The sequence below is a fragment of the Streptomyces sp. IBSBF 3136 genome (assembly GCF_036815105.1).
Lineage (GTDB): Bacteria > Actinomycetota > Actinomycetes > Streptomycetales > Streptomycetaceae > Streptomyces.
The window spans coordinates 1-23,371 of sequence record NZ_JAJSZC010000008.1; the positions used below are offsets into that span (position 1 = coordinate 1).

Annotated in this window: 25 protein-coding genes, 1 tRNA gene and 1 pseudogene; 15 read left to right on the forward strand and 12 right to left on the reverse strand. The window is 74.0% G+C overall.

Annotated elements, in window-relative coordinates; genetic code table 11:
* Nucleotides 1–1,796: pseudogene (locus V7E45_RS03015) on the forward strand (helix-hairpin-helix domain-containing protein); the annotation flags it as partial.
* 15 nt (nt 1,797–1,811) lie between these two features.
* Here V7E45_RS03015 and V7E45_RS03020 read toward each other — a convergent pair.
* The gene (locus V7E45_RS03020) at nt 1,812–2,567 is read right to left on the reverse strand and encodes a hypothetical protein (protein WP_333772535.1); all 756 of its coding nucleotides are present in this window, start codon (nt 2,565–2,567) and stop codon (nt 1,812–1,814) included.
* 47 nt (nt 2,568–2,614) lie between these two features.
* On the opposite strand from V7E45_RS03020, the gene V7E45_RS03025 reads away from it, so the two are divergent.
* Entirely contained in the window at nt 2,615–2,803 is a 189-nt protein-coding gene (locus tag V7E45_RS03025; RefSeq protein WP_020939030.1) for a DUF5703 family protein, read from the forward strand.
* A gap of 212 nt (nt 2,804–3,015) precedes the next feature.
* On the opposite strand, the gene V7E45_RS03030 is transcribed toward V7E45_RS03025, so the two are convergent.
* The 3 genes from V7E45_RS03030 to V7E45_RS03040 all read right to left on the reverse strand — a co-directional run bounded on the left by V7E45_RS03030 (nt 3,016) and on the right by V7E45_RS03040 (nt 5,714).
* Nucleotides 3,016–3,864 carry a chaplin gene (locus V7E45_RS03030; RefSeq protein ID WP_333772474.1) on the reverse strand — a complete coding sequence of 283 codons (849 nt, stop codon included), beginning with the start codon at nt 3,862–3,864 and terminating at the stop codon, nt 3,016–3,018.
* Between the two features lie 144 nt (nt 3,865–4,008).
* Nucleotides 4,009–4,242, reverse strand: a complete 234-nt coding sequence (gene chpH, locus V7E45_RS03035) for a chaplin ChpH (RefSeq protein ID WP_020939032.1) — start codon at nt 4,240–4,242, stop codon at nt 4,009–4,011.
* Between the two features lie 146 nt (nt 4,243–4,388).
* On the reverse strand, nt 4,389–5,714 hold the full coding sequence (locus tag V7E45_RS03040) for a M20/M25/M40 family metallo-hydrolase (RefSeq protein ID WP_319149275.1): 1,326 nt from the start codon (nt 5,712–5,714) through the stop codon (nt 4,389–4,391).
* A gap of 195 nt (nt 5,715–5,909) precedes the next feature.
* Here V7E45_RS03040 and V7E45_RS03045 point away from each other — a divergent pair.
* Nucleotides 5,910–5,997 (forward strand) — tRNA-Leu (locus tag V7E45_RS03045).
* Nucleotides 5,998–6,010: 13 nt separating this feature from the next.
* Here the strand turns inward: V7E45_RS03045 and V7E45_RS03050 are convergent.
* Together V7E45_RS03050 and V7E45_RS03055 are read right to left on the reverse strand one after the other, a co-directional pair.
* Nucleotides 6,011–7,336: a phosphoribosyltransferase family protein gene (locus V7E45_RS03050; protein ID WP_333772475.1), complete on the reverse strand. Its 1,326-nt coding sequence runs from the start codon at nt 7,334–7,336 to the stop codon at nt 6,011–6,013.
* A 12-nt stretch (nt 7,337–7,348) separates the two neighbouring features.
* Nucleotides 7,349–7,660: a dsRBD fold-containing protein gene (locus V7E45_RS03055; RefSeq protein WP_333772476.1), complete on the reverse strand. Its 312-nt coding sequence runs from the start codon at nt 7,658–7,660 to the stop codon at nt 7,349–7,351.
* A gap of 105 nt (nt 7,661–7,765) precedes the next feature.
* Here V7E45_RS03055 and V7E45_RS03060 point away from each other — a divergent pair, with 105 nt between their 5' ends.
* Nucleotides 7,766–8,152 carry a YchJ family protein gene (locus V7E45_RS03060; protein WP_333772477.1) on the forward strand — a complete coding sequence of 129 codons (387 nt, stop codon included), beginning with the start codon at nt 7,766–7,768 and terminating at the stop codon, nt 8,150–8,152.
* A 77-nt stretch (nt 8,153–8,229) separates the two neighbouring features.
* Here the strand turns inward: V7E45_RS03060 and V7E45_RS03065 are convergent, their stop codons facing one another.
* Nucleotides 8,230–8,931: a FadR/GntR family transcriptional regulator gene (locus V7E45_RS03065; RefSeq protein ID WP_333772478.1), complete on the reverse strand. Its 702-nt coding sequence runs from the start codon at nt 8,929–8,931 to the stop codon at nt 8,230–8,232.
* A 140-nt stretch (nt 8,932–9,071) separates the two neighbouring features.
* Here V7E45_RS03065 and V7E45_RS03070 point away from each other — a divergent pair, with 140 nt between their 5' ends.
* Nucleotides 9,072–9,590, forward strand: coding sequence for a gluconokinase (locus V7E45_RS03070; RefSeq protein ID WP_333772479.1), 519 nt, complete (start codon nt 9,072–9,074; stop codon nt 9,588–9,590).
* Nucleotides 9,591–9,633: 43 nt separating this feature from the next.
* Nucleotides 9,634–11,031 (forward strand): GntP family permease, encoded by a 1,398-nt coding sequence (locus V7E45_RS03075; protein ID WP_333772480.1) that lies wholly within the window; start codon nt 9,634–9,636, stop codon nt 11,029–11,031.
* Between the two features lie 84 nt (nt 11,032–11,115).
* On the opposite strand, the gene V7E45_RS03080 is transcribed toward V7E45_RS03075, so the two are convergent.
* From V7E45_RS03080 to V7E45_RS03090, 3 genes are read right to left on the reverse strand one after another with little or no spacing between them, the layout of a single operon-like run.
* Nucleotides 11,116–11,742, reverse strand: coding sequence for a cytochrome b/b6 domain-containing protein (locus V7E45_RS03080; protein ID WP_333772481.1), 627 nt, complete (start codon nt 11,740–11,742; stop codon nt 11,116–11,118).
* The gene (locus V7E45_RS03085; protein ID WP_333772482.1) at nt 11,726–12,460 is read right to left on the reverse strand and encodes a molybdopterin-dependent oxidoreductase; all 735 of its coding nucleotides are present in this window, start codon (nt 12,458–12,460) and stop codon (nt 11,726–11,728) included. The genes V7E45_RS03080 and V7E45_RS03085 overlap by 17 nt, the downstream gene beginning before the upstream one ends.
* Before the next feature lie 53 nt (nt 12,461–12,513).
* Nucleotides 12,514–13,554: a hypothetical protein gene (locus tag V7E45_RS03090; RefSeq protein ID WP_443055917.1), complete on the reverse strand. Its 1,041-nt coding sequence runs from the start codon at nt 13,552–13,554 to the stop codon at nt 12,514–12,516.
* Between the two features lie 394 nt (nt 13,555–13,948).
* Between V7E45_RS03090 and V7E45_RS03095 the strand changes: the two genes are divergently transcribed.
* Genes V7E45_RS03095 through V7E45_RS03110 form a run of 4 tightly spaced genes read left to right on the forward strand, consistent with a single transcriptional unit; the run spans nt 13,949 to nt 16,132 of the window.
* Nucleotides 13,949–14,842 carry a DMT family transporter gene (locus tag V7E45_RS03095; RefSeq protein ID WP_333772483.1) on the forward strand — a complete coding sequence of 298 codons (894 nt, stop codon included), beginning with the start codon at nt 13,949–13,951 and terminating at the stop codon, nt 14,840–14,842.
* A gap of 37 nt (nt 14,843–14,879) precedes the next feature.
* Entirely contained in the window at nt 14,880–15,395 is a 516-nt protein-coding gene (locus V7E45_RS03100) for an NUDIX hydrolase (RefSeq protein ID WP_333772484.1), read from the forward strand.
* A gap of 21 nt (nt 15,396–15,416) precedes the next feature.
* Nucleotides 15,417–15,809 carry a YidH family protein gene (locus tag V7E45_RS03105; protein WP_333772485.1) on the forward strand — a complete coding sequence of 131 codons (393 nt, stop codon included), beginning with the start codon at nt 15,417–15,419 and terminating at the stop codon, nt 15,807–15,809.
* On the forward strand, nt 15,797–16,132 hold the full coding sequence (locus V7E45_RS03110; RefSeq protein ID WP_333772486.1) for a DUF202 domain-containing protein: 336 nt from the start codon (nt 15,797–15,799) through the stop codon (nt 16,130–16,132). The genes V7E45_RS03105 and V7E45_RS03110 overlap by 13 nt, the downstream gene beginning before the upstream one ends.
* A 20-nt stretch (nt 16,133–16,152) precedes the next feature.
* On the opposite strand, the gene V7E45_RS03115 is transcribed toward V7E45_RS03110, so the two are convergent.
* Entirely contained in the window at nt 16,153–16,584 is a 432-nt protein-coding gene (locus V7E45_RS03115; RefSeq protein WP_333772487.1) for a hypothetical protein, read from the reverse strand.
* A 200-nt stretch (nt 16,585–16,784) separates the two neighbouring features.
* Here V7E45_RS03115 and V7E45_RS03120 point away from each other — a divergent pair, with 200 nt between their 5' ends.
* Complete coding sequence (locus V7E45_RS03120) at nt 16,785–17,678, forward strand: LLM class F420-dependent oxidoreductase (protein WP_333772488.1); 894 nt, start codon at nt 16,785–16,787, stop codon at nt 17,676–17,678.
* A gap of 7 nt (nt 17,679–17,685) precedes the next feature.
* Here V7E45_RS03120 and V7E45_RS03125 read toward each other — a convergent pair whose 3' ends face one another.
* Nucleotides 17,686–18,630 (reverse strand): NADP-dependent oxidoreductase, encoded by a 945-nt coding sequence (locus V7E45_RS03125; RefSeq protein WP_333772489.1) that lies wholly within the window; start codon nt 18,628–18,630, stop codon nt 17,686–17,688.
* A gap of 111 nt (nt 18,631–18,741) precedes the next feature.
* Here V7E45_RS03125 and V7E45_RS03130 point away from each other — a divergent pair, with 111 nt between their 5' ends.
* From V7E45_RS03130 to V7E45_RS03145, 4 genes are all read left to right on the forward strand, one after another.
* Nucleotides 18,742–19,041 (forward strand): hypothetical protein, encoded by a 300-nt coding sequence (locus V7E45_RS03130; RefSeq protein WP_333772490.1) that lies wholly within the window; start codon nt 18,742–18,744, stop codon nt 19,039–19,041.
* 169 nt (nt 19,042–19,210) lie between these two features.
* On the forward strand, nt 19,211–20,233 hold the full coding sequence (locus V7E45_RS03135; protein WP_333772491.1) for a phosphotransferase family protein: 1,023 nt from the start codon (nt 19,211–19,213) through the stop codon (nt 20,231–20,233).
* Between the two features lie 6 nt (nt 20,234–20,239).
* Entirely contained in the window at nt 20,240–21,454 is a 1,215-nt protein-coding gene (locus V7E45_RS03140; protein ID WP_333772492.1) for an acyl-CoA dehydrogenase family protein, read from the forward strand.
* Nucleotides 21,455–21,617: 163 nt separating this feature from the next.
* Entirely contained in the window at nt 21,618–23,312 is a 1,695-nt protein-coding gene (locus V7E45_RS03145) for a helix-turn-helix domain-containing protein (protein ID WP_333772493.1), read from the forward strand.
* Nucleotides 23,313–23,371 lie beyond the last annotated feature (59 nt).

The window sequence follows — 23,371 nt, forward strand, 5'->3', positions numbered from 1 at the left end:
GCCAGGCCCCGGAGCCGGTGCGGCGCCCCCAGCAGCCGGCCCCGGCCGCGGTCCCGAGCGGCCCCGCCCCCGAGACCGTCGAGTCCGTACGGCGGGTGCTGGCCCAGGGCGGTGCTCCCGAGGCGCTCGCGCCCCAGGTGGCCGCGGCCCTCGGCGAGGCCGCGGGCGAGGCGCTCCAGGAGGACCCCTGGCAGCTGCTCCGGATCGGCGGTGTCCGGCCGGAGCAGGCCGACGGGTTCGCGCGGGCGCTGCTCGGCGCGGACTGCGGTCCGGACGACGAACGGCGGGGCCGCGCGCTGACCGTCTGGCTGCTTGAGCAGGCGGCGCTGGCCGGGCACACCGCCCTGGAACTGCCGGCGCTGACCGCGGCGCTCGCCCAGCGGGCCGTGCCCGACCCCGACACCGCCGTGCAGAGCACCCTCGCCGAGGGCGAGGCGCTGGCGTTCCAGGACGCCCTGGAGGAACCGGGCGCCCCCGCCGCGCGGCAGGAGGAGGACGGCGAGGAGGAGGAGCGCCCGGTCCGGGTCCTCGTCGGCCTCGAGCGGTACGCCCTCGCCGAGGAGAGCCTCGCGGACGGCCTGGCCCGGCTGGTCAACTCGCCCGGTGAGGCCGCGGCCCCGTGGGAGGCGGTCGCGGCCGAGGTCACGGGCGGCGCGGCGGAGCTGGCCCGCGCGGTCGCCGGGCACGGCCTGGTGCTGCACACCGGCGGTGAGGCGGCCCGCGCGGAACCGGCCGCGCTGCTCGTCGCCGCCCGCGCGGCGGGCCTGCGCGCCTTCGCCGTCTGCCACACCCCCGACGGCCGCCGCCGCCTCGGCGCGCCGCTCCACGGGAGCGACGACACCCCGCCGGTCGGCACGGTCGCCGGAGTCCTCGCCGGCGCCGAGGGCCCCGGGCGGGACGCGGAGGGCGCGCTGGACCTCGATCTGCTGATCGTGCTGGACGCGCCCCAACTGGACGTCGAGAACGCGGCGATGCTCGTCGAGTCGCTGCCCGACGGCGCCCGGCTGGTGCTGAGCGGCGACCCGGCGGTGCTGTGGTCCGCCGGCGCCGGGCGGGTCTTCGCCGACCTGCTGGCGGCCCGTGCCTGCCCGCAGATCGCCTCCCGCACCCCGGACCCCGGCCCGCTCGGCGAACTCGTCTCCGGCATCGGCGTCGGTGAGCTGAACCAGGTCGAGGCGCCCGGCAAGGAGGTCGTGATCGTGCCGGTGCGGGACGCGGGCGAGGCCGTGCACCGGACCGTGCAGCTGGTCGCGGACTCGGTGCCGCGCGCGTTCGGGGTGCCGCCCGAGCAAACGGTGGTGATCACCCCGGGGCACGGCGGCGCCGCCGGCACCCGGGCCCTCAACTCCGCCCTGAAGGAGCGCCTCAACCCGGGTCCGGGCCGCTTCGGCGGGTTCGACCCCGGGGACCGGATCGCCTACTCCCCCGCCCCGGGCCGTACGGTGCCGGGCCGGGTGGTGAACGCGGACGCGGACGGGCTGCACCTGGAGTGCGCGGGCTCCCCCGTGGTCGTTCCGCGGGAGCGGGTGGAGCAGCGCGTGCGGCACGGCTGGGCGCTGACGGCGCACCAGGCGGTGGGCGGCCGCTGGCCGGCCGCGGTCGTGGTCCTGCCCGGGGATGCCGCCCAGGCGCTCAGCAGGCCGTGGGTGTACACGGCGTTCGGCCGGGCGGAGCGCCATCTGTCCGTGGTGCACGGCGTGGACCAGGCGCTGCCCAGGGCGGTGGCGGAGACGGTGGCCAAGCCCCGTACGACCCGCCTGCAGACGCTGCTGCGCGCCCAGGTCCCCGCGGCCGGCGCCTCACCGCCGCTCCTACCGGCGGGCGTCCAGCACCTCCACGTCGCCGTCCTCGTCGCCGTCCGTGTCGTCGCTTCCCTCGACGTGCTCGCCCTCGTCGTCGCCGTCCTCGCCGTCGTCGAAGTCGAGATCGTCGTCCTCGTCGAGGTCGTCGGAGGCGTCCTCGTCGAAGACCGCGCTCACGTCGAACCTGCACACCACACGATGCGGATCCACCTGCTCGAACGGGGCCTCGAGCCACTCACCGGGGTCGGCCGGCTCGTCGGCGGCGGTGACCCAGAGCGTGGAGTCGCCCTCCTCCAGGCCGAACTCCTTGTGCCGGGAGGCGATCTCGTCGGGCTCGAACTCGCCGAACAGGATGCCCAGTGCCCCGGGGACCGTCGCCGCGGCGTCCTCGTCCCCGCCGACGGCCTCCTCGTACTCGGCCGCCTCGACCCGCTGGGCCTGTGCCAGCAGCCGCTGCGGCTCCGCGACGGCGTAGTCGCGCCGGATCAGCACGCTGATGGCGTTCGGCTCCTCGGGACCCGTGTAGGGCGGCAGTGTGTCGTCCCCACCGGGGATCTCGAAGGGCGTGACCTCGTCGTAGCGGTCGTAGAGCAGTTCGTCGTAGACCTCGGCGGCCGCGGCAAGCTCGTTGAACGCCTCGTAGACGGCCGGGTCGTCCTCCCCCGTCCTGCGTTCGACCGCCGCCAGGTGGCGGTCGAGCGCGGTCTTGACCGCCTCGGCGGCGGCGCGTACCTCGGCAGCGGTGGGCTGCGCAGCATCAGACATAGTGCAGACGCTATCCGTACCGGGCACCAGCCCGCACAATAGATGCGATGGCGGAATACGAATTTGTCGACGTGTACGTACCTCGCGGGGTGTCCCGCAAGGACGCCACACGCCTGCTGACGGAGCATGCCGAGTACGGACACTGGGAGTTGGACCGACTGAGCCTCATGCGCGACGGCAGCCGCAGGGTGCGGTTGCGCCGGCGGATCATCCGCCAGGTGCGGGCCACGTGGTGACTCAGGACGCGTGAACGGAGGGGGGGGGGGGGGGGGGGGGGGGGGGGGGGGGGGGGGGGGGGGGTGGGGGGGGGGGNCGCTTGGGGGGGGAGTGTTGTTTTGTGTGTCGGGGGTATGGGGGGGGGCCCCGGGGGGGGGGGGGCCCCGCTCCGTTCTTCCGTTCGCCCGGGGTTCCCGGTCGCCGCGGTGACGCGTTCCGGCGGTCTGCCGCGCTACGCGGAGGCCCGGGCCCTGCGGTACAGCACCGCACCGGCGAGCAGTGCGCCCGCGCCGGCCGGCAGCGCCAGACCCAGCGGCACGTCACTACCGGTGTGGGCGAGCTGGGCCCCGGCCAGGGACTGGTCGGAGCGTCCGCCCAGCTGCTCGACCTGGGACGACCCGGACGTGCCCGAGGATCCGGACGGCCCGTGCGGCGCGTGGCCGCCCTTGGCGGGCGGGGTGCCGGGGGTTCCCGGGTGTCCGGGGGTGCCCGGCGTGCCCGGGTGGCCCGGCGTTCCGGGGTGGCCCGGCTGACCGGGATGTCCTGGGTGACCGGGATGTCCGGGGAGGCCCGGGCCGCCCGGCTCACCGGGACCGCCGGGCGGGGCCTTGTGCCCGCCGCCACCGCCGTTGGCGCAGTCGTTGCCCGTGGCCGGGTTGCCGACACCGATCACGTCGACGCTGTTGCCGCACACGTTGACCGGGACGTCGATCGGCACCTGGACGGTGTTGCCGGAGCCCACGCCGGGCGAGCCGCCGGTGTGACCGCCCGCGTGCGAGCCGCCGTGGTGCGAGCCGCCGTGGCCGGAGTCGCCGTACCCCCCGGAGCCGGAGTGGCCGCCGCCGTTGGCACAGGCGTTGCCGACGGCCGGATTGAGCGCCCCGACGACATTCACCGTGTTGCCGCAGACGTTCAACGGCACGTGCACCGGAGCCTGTACGGTGTTGCCGGACAGTACGCCGGGCGAATGGGACGCGGCTCCCACCGCGCCCGCGTCGGCCTGGGCGTAACCGCTCGCCGCGGCGATCACGCCGGTGGCGGCCGCCATGGTCATCAGACCCTTGCGGGTACTCTGTCGCATTTTCTGAATTCCCCCCTGCCTTCGGTTTTCCGTGCGTTTCCGCGAAGAGGAATTCCGCGGAAGAAAAGACCGGTCGGCCTCGGAGCGCATGGCGCGCGCTCCGAGGCCGACGGCTCGAAAAAGACGCCCCTCAGGGAGCCGACGTCAGTGGTTGACGCAGGTGTTGCCGAAGGCGGGGTTCAGGAGCCCGATCACGCTGATCGTGTTGCCGCACACGTTCACCGGGACGTGGACGGGCACCTGGATGACGTTGCCGGAAACGACACCGGGCGAGTGCACGGCGGCACCCTGGGCACCCGAGTCGGCGACGGCCAGGCCCGCACCCGCGAGAACCAGACCACCGGTGGCAGCCGCGGCAGCGACGACCTTCTTGATCATTATTCCTCCTAGTAGGCAATGCGACTCCAAGGTGCGGAGTCACATCACCTGTAACGAGGAGGGAGTAATGGAGCTACGAGCTTATCGTCGCATTCACTCTTCTCAGTCGATTTCGTACGGGCGCCCGATTACCTGGGCCCATGGCTTCACGACGCGTCGATGAACCGGTCGAGCACCCGGACGCCGAACTTCAGGCCGTCCACCGGCACCCGCTCGTCCACGCCGTGGAACATGCCGGCGAAGTCCAGCTCCGGCGGCAGCTTGAGCGGGGCGAAACCGAAGCCGCGGATGCCGAGGTCGTCGAAGGACTTGGCGTCGGTGCCGCCGGAGAGCATGTAGGGGATCGCCTTGGCCGCCGGGTCCTCGGCCAGCAGCGCGGACTGCATGGCCTCGACCAGCGCCCCGTCGAAGCCGGTCTCGACCGCCTTGTCGGCGTGCACGTCCTCGCGGCGGACGTTCGGGCCGAGCAGCCGGTCGAGGTCGGTGAGGAACTCCTCCTCGTGGCCCGGCAGGAACCTTCCGTCGATGTGCGCGGTGGCCTCGCCGGGGATGACGTTGACCTTGTAGCCGGCGTTGAGCTGGGTGGGGTTCGCGGTGTTGCTCAGCGTCGCCCCGATGAGCTTGGCGATCCCGCCGAGCCTGGCGAGGGTCGACTCCATGTCCTCCGGGTCCAGCTCGGTGCCGAGCGCGTCGCCGAGTTCGTCGAGGAAGGCCCGGGTGGTCTTGGTGACCCGCACCGGGAACTTGTGCCGGCCGACCCGGGCGACCGCCTCGGACAGCTCGGTGATGGCGTTGTCCCGGTGGATCATCGACCCGTGCCCGGCGGTCCCGGCCACGGTCAGCTTCATCCAGTGCATGCCCTTCTCGGCCGTCTGGATCAGGTAGAGCCTGCGCTGCTCGCTCACCGTGAAGGAGAAGCCCCCCACCTCGCTGATCGCCTCGGTCACGCCCTCGAAGAGGCCGGGGTGGTGGTCGACCAGGTGGCGGGCGCCGTAGGTGCCGCCGGCCTCCTCGTCGGCGAGGAACGCGAGCACGATGTCCCGCGGCGGCCGCCGTCCGGAGCGCATCCGATCGCGCACGACCGCGAGGGTCATGGCGTCCATGTCCTTCATGTCGACGGCCCCGCGTCCCCACACGCACCCGTCGGCCACCTCGCCCGAGAAGGGGTGGTGGGTCCAGTCGGCGGCGTTGGCCGGCACGACGTCCAGGTGCCCGTGGATCAGCAGCGCGGGCCGGGACGGGTCCTCGCCCTCGATGCGGGCCACGGTGGAGGCGCGCCCGCGGTGCGACTCGAAGACCTGCGGCTCCAGTCCGACCTCGGCGAGCTTCTCGGCGACGTACTCGGCGGCCGCGCGCTCGCACGGCCCCGAGTGGTCGGCGTAGTTGCTGGTGTCGAACCGGATCAGTTCACGGCAGAGGTCCACGACCTCGTCCTCGCCGGTGACGCTCCTGGCCGTGTCCGTCTCGCTCACGCTGGTTCCTCCCGCTGTCCGCTGGTGGTTCTCCTCATCCTCCCTCCGGGACCGCCCCGGACCCAAGACCGGTCCCGGCCCGTCACACGCCGTTCACGCCCGCCGGCACCGGGGGACGGGGGTGATCGGCCACCCCGGAAAGCCTGGTAATGTTTCCTTCGTCGCCGCGGGGAGAACCCGCACGACAGACACCTTGTCCGGGTGGCGGAATGGCAGACGCGCTAGCTTGAGGTGCTAGTGCCCTTTATCGGGCGTGGGGGTTCAAGTCCCCCCTCGGACACCAGTGAGGCCCCTGCTCAGCAGGGGCCTTTCGCGTGTTCCGGACGGACCGGTGCCAGGTGCTCGGTGAACCAGTCGCGGGCCAGTTCGGTGACCTGCTCCAGGGCGCCCGGTTCCTCGAAGAGGTGGGTGGCGCCGGGGACCACGTCGAGCCGGTTCTCGCAGCGCAGCCGGGCCTGTGCCGCCCGGTTGAGGTCGAGCACCTGGGTGTCGGCGCCGCCCACGACGAGCAGCGTGGGCGCGGTGACCTCGGACAGCCGGGATCCGGCGAGGTCGGGACGGCCGCCGCGGGAGACGACGGCGGCGGGGCGTGCCGAGGGTTCGGCGGCGGCCCACAGGGCGGCGGCCGCGCCGGTGCTGGCGCCGAAGTAGCCGATGGCGAGCCCTTCGGTGTCGGGTTCCTCGCGCAGCCAGCCGGTGGTGTCCGCCAGTCGTCCGGCCAGCAGGGCGATGTCGAAGACGTTGGCGCGGTCGCGCTCCTCGTCCTCGGTGAGCAGGTCGAGGAGGAGGGTGCCGAGGCCGGCCCGGTTGAGCCCCTCGGCGACGAACCGGTTGCGCGGGCTGTGCCGGCCGCTGCCGCTGCCGTGGGCGAAGGCGACGACGCCGGTGGCGCCGGCGGGCAGGGTGAGCCGCCCGCGCAGCCGTACGGCACCGGCGGCCACCTCGGCCTCGCGGTCCTCGGGGCCGGTTCCGGCGACCCGGTCGTGGCGCCCGGCGGCCTGCCGCAGGCAGGTGGTGACCTCGTCGTCGCCGACCTGGGCGAAGTCGTCGTAGAACTGGCCGATGGCGAGGAAGTCGGCCGGGGTGTGCAGGCACACGAGTTCGTCGGCCTCCTCGCCGAGCCGCCGGGCGAAGTCCCGCGGGGCGACGGGCACGGCGAGCACGACACGGGCCGCGCCGCGGGCCCGGGCGATCCGGCAGGCCGCGCGGGCGGTGGAGCCGGTGGCGACGCCGTCGTCGACGACCACGACGGTGCGGCCGGCGACGGCGACGGGCGCGTGCGCGCCCCGGTAGCGGTCGGCGCGCCGGCGCAGCACCTCGCGCTCGTGGGACTCGACCCGCTCCAGGTCCGTCTCGCCGACCCCGGCGGCCCGCCGGACCTCCTCGTTGATCACCCGTACGCCGTCCTCGCCGATCGCGCCCATGCCCAGTTCCGGCTGGTGGGGCACGCCGAGCTTGCGGACCATGCAGATGTCCAGGGGCGCGTCGAGGGCGTCGGCGACGGCGGCGCCGACCGGCACCCCGCCGCGGGGCAGCCCGAGCACCACGACGTCCTGGCCCCTGAGGTACTCGAGCCGCTCGCCCAGCAGCCGTCCCGCTTCGCGTCGATCGGTGAGGAGCACGGTGCGGCCCCGTCACTCCTGGGTCGGCCACAGCGGGGCGGGCACCTCGGTCTCGGTGGATCCGATCGCCCTCATGTCCCCGGCGGCGGCGCGCAGCAGCAGCCGGCCCATGGCCATCAGGGCGCGGCCGGCGGCGAGTTCGTCCCCGATGTCCGCCATGGCCGGGTCGTAGGGGCTGCGCCGGGCCTCCGCGTGGCTCTCCAGGACGTTGTCGCCGGTGTCGAGGACGATCCGGGCCGTGGTGTCCGGGTCGTGTTCGGACAGGTAGAGGTTGAGCCGCCATTCCTTCACGGCCGGAGGACGGCTGCTCACGGGTCGGGTCATCGTCCGTCTCTCCTCACTGCGTTGCGAGAAACGGGACGCAGCGGCGCGTCACCCCTTCCACTGTGCACCGCGCCGGCGGCGGGCGCCTCCCCGGGTGCGGGCAGAATGTGTGCCATGACCACGCGCCCCTGCCCCTGCGGCCGTCCCGAGTCCTACGCCGCGTGCTGCGGCCGCTTCCACGCGGGTACGGCCGCGGCGCCGACCGCCGAGGCGCTGATGCGGTCGCGGTACAGCGCGTTCGTGGTGGGCGACGCGGGTTACCTGCTGCGCACCTGGCATCCGGGGACCCGGCCGGAGCGGCTCGACCTGGACCCGCGGACGAGGTGGACGGGGCTGGAGATCCTCGGTGCCACCGACGGGTCCGCGTTCCACAGCACGGGGACCGTGACGTTCCGCGCCTCCTACCGGGGCGGCTCGCTGCACGAGCGCAGCCGGTTCGAGCGGGTGGACGGCGCGTGGGTGTACGTGGACGGGGACTTCCCCGACGAGTGACGCGCGGGCGGGGTGACTTGCCGGCCAGGCGACGCGCCCGTCGGGTGGCGCGCCCGCGGGGCGCTGGGTCGGTACCGCTAGGGCGCCAGGATCTCCAGTTCCTGCAGGGCGCCCTCGGCGATCTCGCGGGTGAGCTGTTCGGCGCGGGCCGCGTCGCGCGCGCGGACCGCCTCCGCGACCTGGACGTGCAGGGTGACGGCGGCCGGGTCGGGGTCCTCGAACATGACCTCGTGGTGGGTGCGGCCGGCCAGCACCTCGGCGACGACGTCGCCGAGGCGGGCGAACATCTCGTTGCCCGAGGCCGTGAGGATGACGCGGTGGAAGGCCACGTCGTGGACCAGGTACTCCTCCAGCCGGTGGCCGCGGGAGTTGGCGACCATGCCGAGCGCGCACGCGGTGAGTTCGGCGCACTGCTCGGCCGTGGCGTACCGGGCGGCGAGGCCGGCGGCGACCGGTTCGACGGCGGAGCGCAGCACGGTCAGCGAGCGCAGCTGGTGCGGGCGGTCGGCGCCGGCCAGACGCCAGCGGATGACCTGCGGGTCGTAGACGTTCCACTCGTCCTTGGGGCGGACCGTCACGCCCACCCGGCGGCGGGACTCGACGAGGTGCATCGACTCCAGCACGCGGACCGCCTCGCGCATCACGGAGCGTGACACCTCGAAGTGCTGTGCGAGTTCGTCCGTGCGCAGAACGCTGCCGGGCGGGTACTCGCCCGCCGTGATCGCTGGGCCGAGGCTGTCGAGTACGCGGCCGTGCAGCCCCCGGCCCGGTGTGGTCATGCACTCAGCGTACGGCGTGGATCACGGGGACAAAAAGTCAGACTTATGCGTCACACACTCTTGAATTCATCGTACTAATGAGTTTCAGTGTGGCGACGCCGGATGCGGCGTCGGATGTCGAGGAAGACAGCGAGGCAGACATGCGCACCCCCCACGTGGTCGTCGTGATGGGCGTCGCCGGGACGGGCAAGACCACGATCGGTCCCCTGCTCGCCGCCCGGCTGGGCGTCCCGTACGCCGAGGGCGACGACTTCCACCCGAAGGCCAACATCGACAAGATGTCGGCCGGGATCCCGCTCGAGGACACCGACCGGTGGCCGTGGCTGGACGCCATCGGTCACTGGGCGCACGGGCGGGCGGGGCTCGGCGGGGTGGTCAGCAGTTCGGCGCTGAAGCGGTCGTACCGCGACCGGCTCAGGTCCGTGGCTCCCGGGGTCGTGTTCGTGCACCTCACGGGCGACCGGAAGCTCATCGAGGACCGCATGTCCCACCGGCAGGGCCACTTCATGCCGACGGCCCTGCTGGACTCCCAGTTCGCCACGCTCCAGCCGCTGGAGCCGGACGAGGCCGGGGTCGCGGTGGACGTCAGCGGCGGGCCCCAGGAGATCACCGAACGCGCGGTGAAGGCCCTCGACACGCTTCCCGGCATCTCCGAGTAACACCTCACCTCATCCCCATCCCCGTACCTGCAAGGGAACCCCCGTGACCAGACTCAGCGTCGAGATGCTGGCAGCGGACACGCCTCCGCCGATCACCTCGGCCGGCCACGCCCAGCTCGGCATCGCCGTCCTGGTGGGCATCGCCGTCATCGTCGTACTCATCACCAAGTTCAAGCTCCACGCCTTCCTGGCGCTGACCATCGGGTCGCTGGCGCTCGGGGCGGTCGCGGGGGCGCCGCTGGACAAGGCGATCGTCAGTTTCACCACCGGACTCGGCACCACCGTGGCCGGCGTCGGCGTCCTGATCGCGCTCGGGGCGATCCTGGGCAAGCTGCTCGCCGACTCCGGAGGCGCCGACCAGATCGTCGACACGATCCTCGCCAAGGCGGGCGGGCGCGCCATGCCCTGGGCGATGGTGCTGATCGCCTCGGTGATCGGCCTGCCGCTGTTCTTCGAGGTCGGCATCGTGCTGCTGATCCCGGTCGTGCTGATGGTCGCCAAGCGCGGCAACTACTCGTTGATGCGCATCGGCATCCCGGCGCTGGCCGGTCTCTCCGTGATGCACGGTCTGATCCCGCCGCACCCCGGCCCGCTGATCGCGATCGACGCGGTGCACGCCAACCTGGGCGTGACCCTGGCCCTCGGCCTCCTGGTCGCCATACCGACGGTGATCATCGCCGGCCCGGTGTTCTCCCGGTACGCCGCCCGCTGGGTGGACGTCCCGGCCCCCGACCGGATGCTGCCGCAGCGCCCGTCGGAGGAGCTCGAGCGCCGTCCGGGCTTCGGGGCGACGCTGGCGACCATGCTGCTGCCGGTCGTGCTGATGCTGCTCAAGGCGCTGGTGGACATCGTCGTGGACGACGCGGCGAACACCACGCAGCGGGTCTTCGACGTCATCGGCTCGCCGCTGATCGCGCTGCTCGCCGCCGTGATCGTCGGCTTCTTCACGCTGGGCCGGCCCGCCGGGTTCAGCAGGGAGCGGCTGCGGCAGACGGTGGAGAAGGGCCTGATGCCCATCGCCGGCATCCTGCTGATCGTGGGCGCGGGCGGCGGCTTCAAGCAGACGCTGATCGACTGCGGCGTGGGCCAGATGATCCTGGACGTGTCCAAGAACTGGTCGATCCCGGCGCTGCTGCTGGCGTGGCTGATCGCGGTGGTGATCCGGCTGGCGACCGGCTCGGCGACGGTGGCGACGGTCTCGGCGGCCGGCCTGGTCGCGCCGCTCGCGGCCGACATGTCCACCACCCACACCGCCCTGCTGGTGCTCGCCATCGGTTCCGGTTCGCTCTTCTTCAGCTTCGTCAACGACGCCGGCTTCTGGCTGGTGAAGGAGTACTTCGGGCTGAGCGTCGGGCAGACCGTCAAGACCTGGTCGATCATGGAGACGATCCTCTCGGTCGTCGGTGGCGGTCTGGTCCTGCTGCTGTCCCTGGTGATCTAGGGGCGGTACGACGACGGCCCACCCCCTCCTCGACATCGGCGGACGCCGGGGAGCGGGTGGGCCGCTCGGCATCCCGGCCGAGAACTAGGGCCGCCACAGCGGGTGTTCCCGCTTCGCCCACTCCCGGCTCACCGATCCTGTCCGCAGGCCCCGGCGTGCCTCCGGATCGCCCAGCGCCATGCCGATGTGGCCGGCCAGGACCACGCCGATCGTCAGGGCCAGCCAGTCGTGGACGAAGGTCGCCGAGGTGCGCCAGACCAGCGGCGCGAGGTGGGTGAACCACATCATGAGGCCGGTGCCGAGCATGACCAGTGCGGCCCCGGCGATCCAGGCCGCGTAGATCTTCTGGCCCGCGTTGAACTTGCCGGCCGGGCGGGAGGAGCGCCGTTTGTCGCGCACCAGCGCGGCGCGCAGCCACATCCGGTCGTGCGGGCCGAAGCGGTTGAGGAAGCGCAGGTCGGCACGGAAGGCACGGGAGGCGAGACCCAGCAGGACGGGGACCGGCAGGGCCAGTCCGGCGCACTCGTGGATGCGGACGACCAGTTCTCGGCGTCCGACCAGCACGGCGAGCTGCGGGATGTAGAGGCAGGCAGCCGTCACGACGCACACGCCCATCAGCGCGGCCGTGGTGCGGTGCACCCACCGCTGGGACCGGCCGAAGCGGCGGACGCGGGCGCTCGGCGGCGCCGGGGTCTCAGCTCGTAGGCTCATCGGTCCGTCCGTTCGACCGGCCCACCCAGGCGTCGACGTCGTAGCCGAGGTCCTCCCAGTAGCCGGGCCGGACGCGGTCGGTCACGGTGATCCCGGAGAGCCACTTGGCGGACTTGTAGAAGTACATGGGCGCGACGTAGAGGCGGACCGGGCCGCCGTGGTCGTGGCCGATGTCCTTGTCCTGCATGCGCAGGGCGACCAGGACGTCCGGGCGGCGGGCCTGGTCGAGGGTGAGGCTCTCGCTGTAGGTGCCGTCGAAGCAGGTGAAGCGGATGGCCCGGGCCGAGGACCGGACGCCCGCCGCGTCCAGCAGCCGGGAGAGCCGTACGCCCTCGAAGGGGGTGCCCGGGACCCGCCAGCCGGTGACGCACTGGACGTCTCTGACCAGCCGGTTCTGCGGCAGGGCGCGCAGGTCGTCCAGGGTGTAGGTGTGCGGGCGGTCGACGAGGCCGTCGACGGTGAGCCGGTAGTCGGCCGGGCCCCGGTGCGGGACGGACGCGGCGACCGAGTAGTAGCGGAAACCGCCGCCGTTGGGCAGCAGTCCGGTCAGGCCGGTGGGGTCGCTGCCGGAGAGCGCGCCGAGGAAGCCCTCGAGGCCGCGTTGGAGTGCGGGCGCCGTGGCGACGCCGAGGGCGCCCAGGCCCAGGGTGCCGAGGAACACGCGGCGGCCGACGGGCCTGCCCTGTGCGCCGGGGTCCTCGGTCGGTTCGGGATTCACCTGTTCATTCGAGCACTTCCGGGCCGGTCGATGCCAGGGGGTCGGGCGGCAGGTCAGGATTCCGTAAGGATGTCCCGGGTGCCGTGCCCGCGCAGCGCGTGGGCACGGGCGGTGTGGAAGGCCCGCCAGGGGTCGCGGTGCGGGTAGGACCAGGGTGCCCTGGTGGCGTGCCGGCCGATGCGCCGGAAGAGGGCGGCCGCCTCGGCGGGGCGGCCGGCGCAGGACATGGCGAACGCCAGGTGGTTGAGGTCGGCGTGGTGGCGGGGGTGCTCGTCGCGCTCCCACTCCAGCCACCAGTCGAAGGCGGCGCGCAGGATCCGGCGGGCCCGGGGGCCGGACCAGTGCCCGGAGGCGGCCGGGTCGGCGGGGGCGAGGCCGGTGGCGGCGAGGACCCGGTAGCGCTCGGCGTACGCGACCACGGGCAGGACGGCCAGTGGGGAGTCGGCGGGGGCGTCGGCGGCGGCCCGCTCGGCGAGGTCGTACACCTCGTGGGACTCGGCCCGGCCGCCCTCGGGCCGCTCGGCGAGCCGGGCGACCAGCAGGTGGTGGGCGTGGTGGTGCTCGGGGTGCCGCTCGCTGAGTTCGGCGAAGACCCGCAGCACCTCCTGTTCGGGGCCCAGGGTGCGGGCGAGCAGCAGCAGGCCGAGCCAGGGGGTGGGGTCGGCCGGGGCGAGGGCGGCGGCGGCGCCGCATGCCTCGCGGGCCCGGTCGGCGTCCTCCTCGCCACGCAGGGCGCGCCGGACCAGGGCGAGGGCGTGCAGGGTGGCGGCGTCGGCGGACCGAGGCTCGGCGAGCAGCCAGTCGTGGGCCAGGGCGGCGGCGTGCGGTTCGGCGGCGAGGACGGTGACGCGGTGGCCCCGGCGGTCCCAGTCGTCGCCGGTGTGCAGCAGCAACGAGCGGGCGGCCTGCCGTCGCCCCTGGGCGAGCGCGGCCCCGGCGGCGAGGAGTTCGGCGTCGTCGAGGGCGTCGTCCAGATCGTCGGCGAAGGGGCCGCCGAGGGCGCCGGGTAACGCGCCGACGTCGTCCGGGGCGGTGCCGCCGGACGGGTCCGTGAGGGCCCGGCGAGCGCCGAGCAAGGGCGGGGAAGGAGGCACCGCGGGACTTCCTGTTTCTCGGGCTGCCATCGACCGATCACGCACAGCAAACCCCCAGCCATGGATCGCGTCAAGCGGAACCGGAATGTTACCGGCTTCAACCATTCTGTCGGCAGGAGTCGCCGGGAGGCGAGTGCCCTGATCGGCGTGGTGTGCGCGCGGCACACGGCCGGGAGACGGGCGGATCGCTGTGGCGTACGCCATGGCGCCGGGCCCGCGTGCGACGGACCATGACCGGACGGTCCCGCCGCCCCGGCCGACCCCGCGCCGGGCCGGGCACCGTGACCGGGCTCCGTGTCCGGTTCCGGGTACTCTCCGGGTCGATGCCGTCCCGGAACGCTACAGTCGGGCCCCTACGCGTCCGTGGTCCGGCCGGATGATCGAGGTACGCAGCTTGTCCGTTCTGGTTCTCCTCCTCGCCGTGAGTGCGGCCTGTTGCGTGGGCTTCGGCTTCGTGCTCCAGCAGGACGCCGCCCAGAAGGCACCGCTCGGCGACTTCCTGTCGTTCCGGCTGCTCCTGGACCTCATGCGGGTGCCGCGCTGGCTCGGCGGCATCGCCCTGATGGTGGCCGGCATGGCGCTGGGTGCCCTGGCCCTCGGCAAGGGCGAGATCTCCCTGGTGGAGCCGCTGCTCGCCACCAATCTGCTGTTCGCGCTGGCCCTGTCCCGGCACCGGACCAGGCAGCCCCTCGGCCGTCAGGGCTGGACCGGCCTCGCGCTGCTCGCCGGTGGCGTGAGCGCGTTCATCCTCGCGGGCGAACCGCGCGCCGGCAGCGCCGTCGCCGATCCGGTGCGGCACTGGCTGATCATCGGGGCGATGCTCGGCACCGCCCTCGTCCTCACGACGTACGCGAAGCGGTCCCGGCTGAACTGGGGCCCGGTGCTGCTCGCCACCGCCGCCGGGCTGCTGTACGGCGTGCAGGACGCGCTCACCCGGGTGAGCGGCACCCGCTTCTCCGAGGGCGGCCTCGCGGGACTGGTCACCGGCTGGCAGCCGTACGGCGTGCTCGTGCTGGGCGTCACCGCGCTGGTCCTGGTGCAGAGCGCCTTCGAGACGGCCGAGCTGCGCATGTCGCTGCCCGCGCTCACCGCGGCCCAGCCGCTGGCCGGCATCCTGTGCGGGGTCGGTTTCCTCGGCGACCGGCTGCACACCGACACCGGGGCGCTGGCCTGGGAGGCGGCGGGGCTCGCCGCCATCGTCGCGGGCATCATACTGCTCGGCCTGCACCCGGCCATGCCCTGCGGCCCGGCGCAGCCCCGGTCCGACCGGGACCTCCAGCGCCGCTGAGCTCGGCCCGGCGGCCCCGCCCTGCTTGGATACGGGCATGAACCCTGCTCACGAGATCCTCGACATCGTCGACGAGCACGACCGGGTCGTGGACCGGGTCCCGCGCGGCGAGGCGTACGCGCGGGGGCTGCGCCACCGGTGCGTCTTCGTCCAGGCCCGGGACGCGGCCGGGCGGCTGTTCGTCCACCGCCGCACCGCGACCAAGCTGGTCTTCCCCTCGCTCCACGACCTGTTCGTCGGCGGGGTCGTCGGCGCGGGCGAGTCCTACGACGAGGCGGCCCTGCGGGAGGCGGAGGAGGAGCTGGGCGTGACCGGCCTGCCGCGGCCGCGGCCCCTGTTCCGGTTCCTGTACGACGACGGCGCCGGGCACAGCTGGTGGTCGGCGGTGTACGAGGTGCGCTGCGAGCTGCCGGTGCGGCCCCAGGCGGAGGAGGTCGAGTGGTACGGCTTCCTGACCGAGGACGAGGTGGCACGGCGGCTGGGCGAGTGGGAGTGGGTGCCGGACGGGCTGGCCGCCTACGAGCGGCTCAGGCGGTTCCGGTCGGCCGGGTGACGCCCCGGTAGGGTCCTGCGCGTGATCGAATTCTCGCGGAACGTACGGCTCTGGTTCGCCCCGGAGCAGGTGCGGGACGAGGGCAGCACCCCCGACTACCGGTTCTCGCTGGCCAACGAGCGCACGTTCCTGGCCTGGCTGCGCACCGCGCTGGCGCTGATCGGCGGCGGCTTCGCGGTGGACCAGTTCCTGCCGCACCTGCGCTGGGCCTGGCGGGTGGGGCTGGCGCTGGCCCTGCTCGGCGCCGGGGTGCTGTGCTCGCTGCGCGCGGTGAACCACTGGGTGCGCTGCGAGCGGGCGATGCGGCGCGGCGAGGACCTGCCGGCGTCCCGCTTCCCCGCGGTGCTCGGCCTGCTGGTCGCGGTGGTGGCCGTCGCGATGGTCCTGGTGGTGCTGGCCGGATGGGCGGGGTGAGCGCGCCGGAGGGCGCCCGGGACCGCGATCCGGGGCTCCAGCCGGAGCGGACCCGGCTGGCCTGGCGCCGTACGACGCTGTCGAGCACCGTGGCCGCCGTACTGGCCGTGCGGACGGCCCTGCACGGCGGGCCCACGGCCGACGGGATCACGGTGTGCGCGTTGTGCTGCGCGCTGTGGGTCGGCTTCCTGTGGGTGGCCCAGCGGCGGATCCGTGTCCTGGCCTCCCGGCCCCGGCCGCCCGCGCTCGCGGGCCGGCAGGCGACGGCCGCGGTGCTGTGCGCGGTGGCCCTGGCCGTCTGCGCGGCCGCGCTCGTGGTCTGAGGCCGACCGTCCGCCGGGCCTCACACGAAGTCGGCGGCCGACTCCATCCTCAGCAGGACGTCCCGCCATTCCGCGCCGGAGAGCTGCATCGCCACCCGGCACAGGTCGAGCGGGTGGCCCGCGGCCAGGGACACGGCGATCTCCAGCACGGCCAGGTGGGGGCCCATGCTGCCGGGCTCCCGGCGGCCGTCGTCCAGCAGTTCGGGCCGCCGCAGCAGTTCCCGCAGGCGTACCCAGTCCACCGAGGTGGGGCGGTCGTGCGGCCGCACGGCGTCCAGGGCGGGCTCCTCCGTGAACCGGCGCAGCCAGTAGCCGCCCCGGAAGGAGGCCAGGACCACCGTCGCCTTCCGCTCCTGATGGTTGCCCACTCCCTCGACAAGCTGCCGCGCCAGGACCGTCGCCTGCGGGGCCTGCAGGACAATCAGTTCGTCGGTGCCCTGATCAATGCTCATGCCGCCACTATGAGGCGGCCGGGGGGACGCGCTCCGTGCGGCGCCAGCCCCTCTCACGCGAACAGACCATCCGCTTTCCGTATGTCGGCACCGCGGGCCCGGCCCGGGGTCACCCGCCCGGCGGAACCGGACGGCGCCCGGCGGGCCGCCGCGCGGGTCTCGCCGCGCCGCGCGTTTACGGTGGCGCCAGGAGGTGGCGGATGCGGCTGGGGTTGCACGCCCTCGGCATCGGTGACGGTGCCCGTCCGGAGGTCGTCCGTGCGGTGGCCGTGGCCGCGGAGGCGCACGGGTTCGCGCGGCTGTGGTGCGGGGAGCACGTGGTGCTCGTGGACGCGCCCGTCTCCCGGTACCCGTACGCGGACGACGGCCGGATCGCCGTGCCCGCGGACGCGGACTGGCTCGACCCGCTGCTCGCCCTGAGCTTCGCGGCCGCGGTCACCGGCCGGATCGAGCTGGCCACCGGTGTGCTGCTGCTGCCCGAGCACAACCCGGTCGTGGTCGCCAAGCAGGCCGCCACGCTCGACGTGCTCTCGGCCGGACGGTTCAGTCTCGGGGTCGGGGTCGGCTGGTCGGCCGAGGAGTTCGCCGCGCTCGGGGTCCCGTTCGCCGGGCGCGGGCGGCGCACGGAGGAGTACCTCGCCGCGATGCGCGCCCTCTGGTCCCGGGACCCGGCCTCGTTCGAGGGCGAGTTCACCCGCTTCGACTCGATCCGGGTCAACCCCAAGCCGCTGCGGGGCGGCCGGCTCCCGGTCGTGGTCGGCGGCAACAGCGACGCCGCCCTGCGCCGCGCGGTCACCCACGCCGACGGCTGGTACGGCTTCAACGTCCCCGCGGCCGAGGTCGGCTCGCGCGTCGGCGTCCTCACCGACGAGTGCGCCCGCCGCGGCCGCGCGGTGAAGGAACTCACCATCGCCGTCGCGCTGAGCGACGGCACACCGGAGCACCTCCCCGGCCTCGCCGCGGCGGGCGTCACCGAACTCGTGGTCGTCGGCGCGCCCCCGCCCGACCCCGGCGCGGCGGCCACCTGGGTGGCGGATCTCGCCCGCACGTGGGGCCTCGCCGGGGACGGACGAGCCGGGACGGCGGCCGGCTAGCGGCTCGCTAGCCCTCCTCGTCGGGCCAGTCCACCGTCACCACGATCTTGCCGCGGGTGCGCCCCTCCTGGTTCAGCCGGTACGCGTCGGCCGCCCGCTCCAGCGGAAACGTCTCCTGCACGTGCACGGTGACGACGCCCTCCTCCGCGAGGCGGGCCAGCGCGGTCAGGTCCGCGGAGTCGGGGCGGACGAAGGCGTACCGGCCGCCGTAGCCGACCACGTCCGGGTCGGCGATGGACGCCAGCCGGCCCTCGGGAGCCAGCAGGCTGGCGGAGATCTTCAGGGTGTCGCCGCCGATGGTGTCGAAGACCGCGTCCACGCCCCCGGGAGCCAGCGCGCGCACGCGTTCGGCCAGCCCCTCGCCGTAGCTCACCGGCTCGCCGCCCAGCTCCCGGACGAAGTCGTGGTTGCGCTCGCTCGCCGTGCCGATCACCCGGAGGCCGAGGTGGACGCCGATCTGGACGGCCAGCGAGCCGACCCCGCCGGCCGCCGCGTGCACCAGCAGCGTCTCACCGCGCTTGACCTCCAGCGTCTTGACCAGCACCTGATAGGCGGTCAGACCGGCCAGGGGCAGGCCCGCGGCCTCCTCGAAGGACCGGTTGCGCGGCTTGCGGGCGAGGGTGCGCACCGGAGCGGCGACGTACTCGGCGAAGGTGCCCCGGGACAGGAAGTCCTCGCGGACGTAGCCGATCACCTCGTCACCGACGGCGAACTCCGTGACCGCGACACCGGGCTGCACCACCACCCCGCTGACGTCCCAGCCGGGGATCACCGGGAAGACGGCGTCCAGCAGGCCGTCGAGGTAGCCCTCGCGGCACTTCCAGTCGACCGGATTGACCGCGGCCGCGCGCACCTTGACCAGGACCTGGTCGGGACCCACCTTCGGGTCGCGCAGCTCGCCGTACTCCAGTACGTCGGGTCCGCCGTACCGGCTGTAGCTGATGCCTTTCATGCCCTCGACCCTCCGGGGTACTCGTGCGCCACGCAACCGGGATGCCCCGGTATGTGGCCTTCGCGTGACAGCCTGTCCGTCGTCAATCCCCGTACCCCGAAGGCACCCATCATGACCACGCTGCACCAGGAACACACCGAGCACGCCTCGCACAGCCACGGTCCGGACTGCGGGCACACGGCCGTACCGCACGGCGACCACCTCGACTACGCCCACGACGGCCACCTGCACCGCGAGCACGGCGGGCACTGGGACGAGTGCGAACCCGCCGGCCACACCGCGCACGAGGGGCACGAGCACGTCCACCACGACGAGTGCGGGCACGCGCAGGTACGGCACGGCGACCACGTGGACTACCTGCACGACGGGCACCGGCACGCCGAGCACGGGGACCACTGGGACGACCACTGACCCTGCGTCCGTCCAGGTCCGACGGCTCCCCGGCAGCACGCCGGGGAGCCGTCGTCCTAGGGTGGCTCCCGTCACGTTTCCCACCGGGTCGAGCGTACGCACTGGACGGCATACCGACCGGTCGGCATCATTGGTCGCGTTGCTGTTCACCCGTTCGTAGGAGTGATGTATGAGCGCCGACCACCCGCCCGGACTCGATCTCGACCGGCTGCGCGGTCTGCTGGACCGTGAACGGCCCGGCCTGGTGAACGGCCCGCTGACCGGCCGGCTGATCGAGGGCGGGAGGTCGAACCTCACCTACGCGCTCTCCGACGGCACCGCCAAGTGGGTCGTCCGGCGACCTCCGCTCGGCCATGTGCTGGCCACCGCGCACGACATGCGGCGCGAGCACCGGGTGATCAGCGCGCTGCACCCGACGGACGTACCGGTCCCCCGCCCGGTGCTGCTGTGCGAGGACGAGGAGGTGCTCGGCGCGCCGTTCTACGTCATGGAGTTCGTCGAGGGCACGCCGTACCGCACCGCCCAGCAGCTCGCCCCGCTCGGCGCCGAGCGCACCCGCGACGCGGTGCTGTCCCTGGTGGACACCCTGGTCGAGCTGCACGCGGTGGACCCCGCCGAGGTGGGCCTCGCCGACTTCGGCCGCCCGGAGGGCTTCCTGGACCGTCAGCTGCGCCGCTGGGGCAAGCAGCTCGACGCCTCCCGCAACCGCGAGCTGGCCGGCATCGACGAACTGCACGCGGCCCTCGGCCGGGAGCTGCCCGACTCCCCCGCCGCCACGGTCGTCCACGGCGACTACCGGCTGGACAACGTCCTGATCGGGGACGACGACCGGATCAGGGCGATCCTCGACTGGGAGATGTCGACCCTCGGCGACCCGCTCACCGACCTGGGCCTGTTGGTGATGTACAGCCAACCACTCGGCATGCCGCACTCCCCCGTCTCCACCACCGCCGAGGCCCCGGGACACCCGTCCCCGCGGGAACTCATCGAGCGGTACGCCGCGCGTTCGGGCCGCGACGTCTCGGCCGTCTCCTGGTACACGGCCTTCGCCTGGTTCAAGCTCGCCGTGATCCTGGAGGGCATCCACTACCGGTACACGCTCGGCCAGACGGTCGGGCGCGGCTTCGACCGCATCGGTGAACTCGTGCCGGTCTTCATCGACCACGGACTGACCACTCTTCAGGAAGGCTGACCGGACATGGACTTCGCGTTCGACGCGCGCACCGAGGAACTGCGGGCCAGGCTCCTCGCCTTCATGGACGAGCACGTGTACCCGGCCGAGCCGGTGGCCGAGGAGCAGCGGGCCGCGCTCGACTCCCCCTGGGACACCCCGGCCGTGGTCGAGGAGCTGAAGGCCGAGGCGCGCAGGCAGGGCCTGTGGAACCTGTTCCTGCCGGACGCCGAGTACGGCGCCGGGCTGACGAACCTCCAGTACGCGCCGCTCGCCGAGATCACCGGCCGCTCCCCGCATCTCGCGCCCACGGCCCTGAACTGCGCGGCTCCGGACACGGGCAACATGGAGGTGCTCGCGCAGTTCGGTGACGAGCGGCAGCGCAAGCAGTGGCTCGAACCGCTGCTCGCCGGTGAGATCCGCTCGGCGTTCGCGATGACCGAGCCGGAGGTCGCCTCGGCGGACGCCACCAACATCACCACGCTGATCGAGCGGGACGGCGACGACTACGTCGTCACCGGACGCAAGTGGTACATCTCCGGGGCGATGAACCCGGACTGCAAGATCTTCATCGTGATGGGCAAGACCGACCCGGACGGGGCGGACATCCGCCGCCAGCAGTCCATGGTGCTCGTCCCGCGCGACACCCCCGGGGTCACCGTCAAGCGCGCCATGCGGGTGTTCGGCTACGAGGACCACTCGCACGGCGGGCACGCCGAGGTGGTCTTCGACCACGCGCGCGTGCCGGTCGCCAACCTGATCGGTGAGGAGGGCGGCGGCTTCGCCATCGCCCAGGCCCGGCTCGGTCCCGGCCGCATCCACCACTGCATGCGGCTGATCGGCATGGCCGAGCGGGCCATCGAGCTGATGTGCCGGCGCGCGGTGTCGCGCACCGCCTTCGGCAAGGCGCTCGCCCAGCAGGGCGTGGTCCACAACTGGATCGCCGACGCCCGGGTGACGGTGGAGCAGTTGCGGCTGCTGGTGCTGAAGACGGCCTGGCTGATGGACACCGTCGGCAACAAGGGCGCCCACACCGAGATCCAGGCCATCAAGATCGCCACGCCGCGCGCGGTGGTGGACATCATCGACCGCGCGATCCAGCTGCACGGCGCGGGCGGGGTGAGCCAGGACTTCCCGCTGGCCGACCTGTACGCGGGGGCGCGCACCCTGATGATCGCCGACGGGCCGGACGAGGTGCACCAGCGGTCGCTGGCCCGCAGGGAGCTGAAGAAGTACCTGTGACGGCGGCCCCTCATCCCTGAGGGGCCCCTCCTGGCCGTCCGTGGCCCTCGCGGCCGCCGGGCGGGCCGCGGCCCCCGTGCGCCGTTGAGCACGCGGCCGGCATGTGATGTCGTACCCCTGCCGGGACCGGCAGGGCGGCCGGCGGACCGAGGAGGGGGGCGGCGTGACGGACCTGCGGGAACAGCCGGAGTGGAGCAGGGCCACGGAGTCCCGGGTGACGCTGGAGCGGCTGCTGTCCGTCGTGGGCTCGGGGGTCCTGGAACTGGACACGGCACCGGCCGGGCTCGCGGTGCCCGTCGGCGGGGTCGGGGTGCTGGACGCGCTGGACCCCGAGATCAGACGCGCGGTGCTCTTACTGGCCGTCGGCGTCGACGCCGGATCGGCGCAGGCGCTGGACGTCCTGCGCCGGGCCGGCGCGGCGGGAGCCACCGGAGTGGTCTTCGGCCCCGACCGGCCCGGCGGGGCCGCCGCCGCCCTGCGGCCGGTCGCCGAGCAGGTCGGCACGGCGGTGCTGTTCCGCACCGCCTGGTGTCCCTGGGAGCAGCTCGTGGGCGTGCTGCGGTCCGGGCTGGCCTCCTCCGGTGCACCGCCGGTGCCGGGTGCGCCCGGGCCGGCGCTGGGCGACCTCGACGGCCTGGCCGACGCGGTGGCCGCCCTGGTCGGCGGCTCGGTGACCATCGAGGACACCGAGTCCCGGGTCCTCGCGCACTCCTCGACCGAGGAGAACGTCGACGAGATGCGCCGGCTGACCATCCTGGGACGGCGTGTCCCGCCGTGGCGCGTGGCCGCCATGCGCGAGGCGGGGCTGTTCCGTGCCCTGTGGACGACGGACGACGTGCTGCACCGGCGAGCCCAGGGGGACGACCCGGAGCGGCTGGTGTGCGCGGTCCGGGCGGGCGGCGAGGTGCTGGGGTCCCTCTGGGTGGCCGCGGTCGCCGGGCGGCCCCTGGCGCCGAACGCGGCGGAGGCCCTGCGGACCGCGTCCCGGGCGGCCGCCGCCCACCTGCTCCACCACCGCACGCGCGGTGCCGACAGCCGGCTGGTGGAGGACGCGGCGCGGGCACTGCTGGAGGAGCGCGGCTCGGCCGGGCTGCTCGCCGACCGCATGGCGCTGCCCGCGCAGGAGCCCTGTGCCGTGCTCGCGGTCGGCCTGGGGACCCGCGCCCCGCGGGCGACACCGTCCGGGGACCCCGCGCGGCTGTACGGCCTGCTCGGCCTGCACTGCGCCGGACTCGGCCACCGGGCGGTGGTGGTGCCGGCGGGCGGCCGGGCCCTGGTCCTGGTGGGCGCGCTGGAGCGGGACCCGGAGGCGGCCCGCGAGCAGGTGACCAAGCTCGGCACGTCGCTGGCCGCGCAGCTGTCCGCCGCGACCGGCGGGCAGGTACGGGTCGGCCTCGGCGAGGCGGTCCCCTCGCTGGCGGCGGCGGCCGGGTCGCGCCGGGACGCCGAACAGGCGCTGCGGGCCCTCGCGGGCGCGGCGGACGGCCGGAGCGTGGCGCGGGTGGCGGACGTGGCGGACGCGATCGGCGTCCTCCAGGTGGTCGAGGCGCTGCGGGACGTACCCCTGCCGCCGGGGACGTCGGTGGAGCGGCTGGCCGCGTCCGACGCCGAGCAGGGCGGCAGCCTCGTGGAGACCCTGCGGGCGTACCTGGACCACTTCGGCGACGTGTCGGCGGCCGCGCGCAGCCTGTCGCTGCACCCCAACAGCCTGCGCTACCGGCTGGGCCGGATCACCAAGGTCTCCGGGCTCGACCTCGACAGCCCGGACGCGCGCCTGCTGGCCCAGCTCCAGCTGCGGCTGCGCGGGCGGGCGGAGGACGAGGCGGGGCCGGACGCGGGGACCTCGGCGCGGCCGTGAGGCGGCGGCGCCGAGGCGGGTGTGACGAGGCTGCGGCCGGGACAGCGCGGGCGTACGAG

Coding starts and splice junctions, on each gene's coding strand:
- V7E45_RS03020 (WP_333772535.1), bottom strand. CDS start 2,567: ATGTCTGATGCTGCGCAGCCCACCGCTGCCGAGGTACGCGCCGCCGCC.
- V7E45_RS03025 (WP_020939030.1), top strand. CDS start 2,615: ATGGCGGAATACGAATTTGTCGACGTGTACGTACCTCGCGGGGTGTCC.
- V7E45_RS03030 (WP_333772474.1), bottom strand. CDS start 3,864: ATGCGACAGAGTACCCGCAAGGGTCTGATGACCATGGCGGCCGCCACC.
- chpH (WP_020939032.1), bottom strand. CDS start 4,242: ATGATCAAGAAGGTCGTCGCTGCCGCGGCTGCCACCGGTGGTCTGGTT.
- V7E45_RS03055 (WP_333772476.1), bottom strand. CDS start 7,660: ATGACCCGACCCGTGAGCAGCCGTCCTCCGGCCGTGAAGGAATGGCGG.
- V7E45_RS03060 (WP_333772477.1), top strand. CDS start 7,766: ATGTGTGCCATGACCACGCGCCCCTGCCCCTGCGGCCGTCCCGAGTCC.
- V7E45_RS03065 (WP_333772478.1), bottom strand. CDS start 8,931: ATGACCACACCGGGCCGGGGGCTGCACGGCCGCGTACTCGACAGCCTC.
- V7E45_RS03070 (WP_333772479.1), top strand. CDS start 9,072: ATGCGCACCCCCCACGTGGTCGTCGTGATGGGCGTCGCCGGGACGGGC.
- V7E45_RS03080 (WP_333772481.1), bottom strand. CDS start 11,742: ATGAGCCTACGAGCTGAGACCCCGGCGCCGCCGAGCGCCCGCGTCCGC.
- V7E45_RS03100 (WP_333772484.1), top strand. CDS start 14,880: ATGAACCCTGCTCACGAGATCCTCGACATCGTCGACGAGCACGACCGG.
- V7E45_RS03110 (WP_333772486.1), top strand. CDS start 15,797: ATGGGCGGGGTGAGCGCGCCGGAGGGCGCCCGGGACCGCGATCCGGGG.
- V7E45_RS03115 (WP_333772487.1), bottom strand. CDS start 16,584: ATGAGCATTGATCAGGGCACCGACGAACTGATTGTCCTGCAGGCCCCG.
- V7E45_RS03120 (WP_333772488.1), top strand. CDS start 16,785: ATGCGGCTGGGGTTGCACGCCCTCGGCATCGGTGACGGTGCCCGTCCG.
- V7E45_RS03125 (WP_333772489.1), bottom strand. CDS start 18,630: ATGAAAGGCATCAGCTACAGCCGGTACGGCGGACCCGACGTACTGGAG.
- V7E45_RS03130 (WP_333772490.1), top strand. CDS start 18,742: ATGACCACGCTGCACCAGGAACACACCGAGCACGCCTCGCACAGCCAC.
- V7E45_RS03135 (WP_333772491.1), top strand. CDS start 19,211: ATGAGCGCCGACCACCCGCCCGGACTCGATCTCGACCGGCTGCGCGGT.
- V7E45_RS03140 (WP_333772492.1), top strand. CDS start 20,240: ATGGACTTCGCGTTCGACGCGCGCACCGAGGAACTGCGGGCCAGGCTC.